The sequence below is a fragment of the Gluconobacter sphaericus NBRC 12467 genome (assembly GCF_006539125.1).
GTDB classification, from domain to species: domain Bacteria; phylum Pseudomonadota; class Alphaproteobacteria; order Acetobacterales; family Acetobacteraceae; genus Gluconobacter; species Gluconobacter sphaericus.
The window spans coordinates 1-3,048 of the sequence record NZ_BJMK01000068.1; the positions used below are offsets into that span (position 1 = coordinate 1).

General features: G+C 55.2%; 3 protein-coding genes. All 3 read right to left on the reverse strand.

Annotated elements, in window-relative coordinates; genetic code table 11:
* Positions 1 to 592 (reverse strand): LutC/YkgG family protein (locus GSP01_RS14390; RefSeq protein ID WP_141354634.1); only part of this gene is annotated, 592 nt, incomplete at its 3' end.
* Positions 589 to 2,112 carry a lactate utilization protein B gene (locus GSP01_RS14395; protein ID WP_141354636.1) on the reverse strand — a complete coding sequence of 508 codons (1,524 nt, stop codon included), beginning with the start codon at positions 2,110 to 2,112 and terminating at the stop codon, positions 589 to 591. The genes GSP01_RS14390 and GSP01_RS14395, both read right to left, overlap by 4 nt.
* Positions 2,109 to 2,852, reverse strand: a complete 744-nt coding sequence (locus tag GSP01_RS14400) for a (Fe-S)-binding protein (RefSeq protein ID WP_141354638.1) — start codon at positions 2,850 to 2,852, stop codon at positions 2,109 to 2,111. The genes GSP01_RS14395 and GSP01_RS14400 overlap by 4 nt, the downstream gene beginning before the upstream one ends.
* Between the last annotated feature and the right edge of the window lie 196 nt (positions 2,853 to 3,048).

The following is a 3,048-nucleotide window of genomic DNA, read 5'->3' on the forward strand; positions in this document are numbered from 1 at the left end:
AAGCCTCCGGATGAAACAACACGCTTAGCGAGCGCACACCCTGCGCACCATGCACGAGCACGCCTTCAATATCTGCCGTCGCTGACGGACCACTCTGGAACACAGCATAATGCGCCTGCGTCCATTCCGGGCGCTGGTAAGCATTGTGCAAATTATACACGATCTGAGACGGGTCCAGCAGGATCACTAAGTGCTGAGGCAAAAAGCCCGTCGTGTTCACAAGAAGCTGCTTTTCCGTAAAACAAAGCGATCCCGTCTCCGCCACTCCGAACGCCGCGCGCAGAACGGCATATTCGACCGGGGCAATATCCGTAGGCTTCGTCTGGGGTGTGATCCTCATATCTCCCTCGAACTCCGGCACGCAAGACAGGACCGGCCCCAGCTTAACGATAGCCTGACACACGGGCGCCATCGGATCGACCGCATAAGGAGTGAGCATCTTGCCGCCCATGCGCTCAAGAGTCTTTTGAAACAGCGCCCTCATGTCTGCTGGGGCTGCCTGATCGAACAGCGGCACGACAGGCCGGGGACGTTCGCCCTGAATATGATTTTTCCGGATTGTGTCCAGAATGGCTTCGCGTGAACCGCTCATGACTTTTTCCCTTCGTCCTGCTGCTTCCGGTTCTTGCGATACCATTCATTGAACGTCTGTTTGGGTGTCTCAGGAATGTCGCGCTTGCGGCCCCAAGTATTGAGCTTGTTGTACAGCATAAAATGCGGCAGATGTCGTAGCGCGCTACGCCCCAGAGGCAGACTTGCCCGATAGACTACAGGCGATGCCAAAACCTCGCCCGCCGCCTTCATCATGACCTTCTTGACCGAGGAAATTTCTCCCGCACCCGCCAGCGTCTTGCGCCAGTCGGCGATCTGTTCGTGAATGTTAATTTTTACCGGACAGACATTAGTGCAACTGCCGTTCATCGTCGAGGAATACGGTAGGTTTCGATATTTATGCGCGTTGAAGGTCGGGTCAATAATCAGCCCGATCGGCCCGGCATAGGTTGCGCCATAACTCAAACCACCGCTGCGCCGGAACACCGGGCAGGTGATCATGCAGGCACCACAACGGATACATTTCAGCCCCGACCAGAATTTCTCCATTCCCAGACGCTCGGAACGCCCGTTATCCACGAGCACGACATGCATCTCGCTGCCCTCACGCGGACCACGGAAGTGCGATGTATACTGCGTAATCGGAGAACCCAGGGCACTGCGTGACAGCAGGCGAATAAAGACGGGCAGTTCGTTCAGTCCGGGAATCAGCTTCTCGATCCCGATGGACGCGATATGCAGCGGCGGCGTATTGGCAGACAGATCCGCATTGCCCTCATTGGTGCAGACAACGAAGGTTCCCGTCTCCGCCACCACAAAATTCCCGCCCGTCATACCGGCCTGAGCCGACAGGATCAGCGGACGCGTGGCTTCGCGCTGACATTCTGTCAGGTAATGCGCATCCGCATTATCTGGATCGGAACCAATTGTCTTTGCAAACACGCTGGCCACATCGGTGCGCAGCTTGTGCACGGCAGGCACGACGACGTGGCTAGGTGCTTCGTCATCAAGTTGCTGGATGCGCTCACCAAGGTCGGTTTCGATGACCTCGACGTTGTTGTGGGCCATGAACTCCCGGAAGCCGCATTCTTCCGTCAGCATGGATTTGCTCTTGATCAGCCGTTCGACGCCCCTGCTCCGCAGAATTTCCAGAACAATGGCGTTATGCTCGGCCCCATCCTTCGCCCAGTGAACCTTGATTCCGTTGGCCGTCGCATTTTTCTCGAACAGTTCGAGATAGTAATCGAGCTTCGAAAGCGTGTGTTCCTTGATGCCAGAGGCAAGGTTGCGAAGCTCCTCCCATTCCTCGATCCCATGCATTTCCTTGTCGCGCTTCTGACGCAAATCCCACAGGCGCGCGTCATGCATGGTTTCATGTTCGGTCGCGGCCATGAAGCGGTTCGCAGCTTCGGACTGGTCAACGGGCCGGTTGCCACGGATTTTCGCACCCCGCGGCTGGGGTTCCGAAATCCGGGACTTCAGAGGCCGGGACGAGGCGGCGCCATGATCGAGCTGTTCGCCATGCGGGTCCGTCAGCTCTTCATGCAATTCGGCGGTCATGCGCGTGCTCCGTTCAGGATCTGGGCGATGTGAATGTATTTGAGATTGGCACCCATCCGTCGCGCACAGCCTTCCTGATGCATCATGCAGGAACTATCGGAGGACGTGACATATTCCGCGCCGGACTTGAGTTGATCCGTCACCTTGTCCTGACCCATCTTGGCCGACACACCTTCCTCGAACACCGAGAACGTCCCGCCAAAGCCGCAGCATTCGTCAGGGCGCGTCAGATCGGCGAATTCAATGCCCTTGACCATCCCCAGCAGCGCCTTCGGCTTGGAAAACGGCTCTTCCCGACGTTCGCTCATGCTGGCGATCCGCAGGTTCCGCAGCGTGTTACAGTTGTTGTGCAAGGCAACACGATGCGGAAACTCGGCCCAGGGGAACACATCGACCTTGAGAACGTCATGCAGGAATTCGACCAGTTCATAGGTGCGGCTGCGAACGTGTTTGACGGCATCAGTCTGTTCGATGGCCGTCATGTTGTTGCGCACCTGATTGGTGCAGCTTCCGGACGGCGTGACGATGTAGTCGTATTTCCCGAAATTGCGGACGAACAGTTCTTCCGTCTTGGCCGCCTCGCGCTCGCAGCCAGTATTGGTCATGGGCTGACCGCAGCATGTCTGATCGACAGGATATTCAACGGATAACCCAAAGCGCTCCAGCAGTTCCAGAGTCGCAATTGCTGTCTCGGGGTGAAACATGTCCACATAACATGGAACGAACAGACCGACCTTCATGAAGCATACCTTTATCTTCAACCATCTTGTGATGACGATAGTCTCATGAAAGCAGCACAGAAACAAAAGACAATTTTACAGGATAATAGAATTAATCATAACCATAGTATTTTATACATAACGAAAAAACCGAATATAATAATAAATTATGGAAAATTTACATTGGATTTCTCCAACCCCGCAAATTACTTCCTCG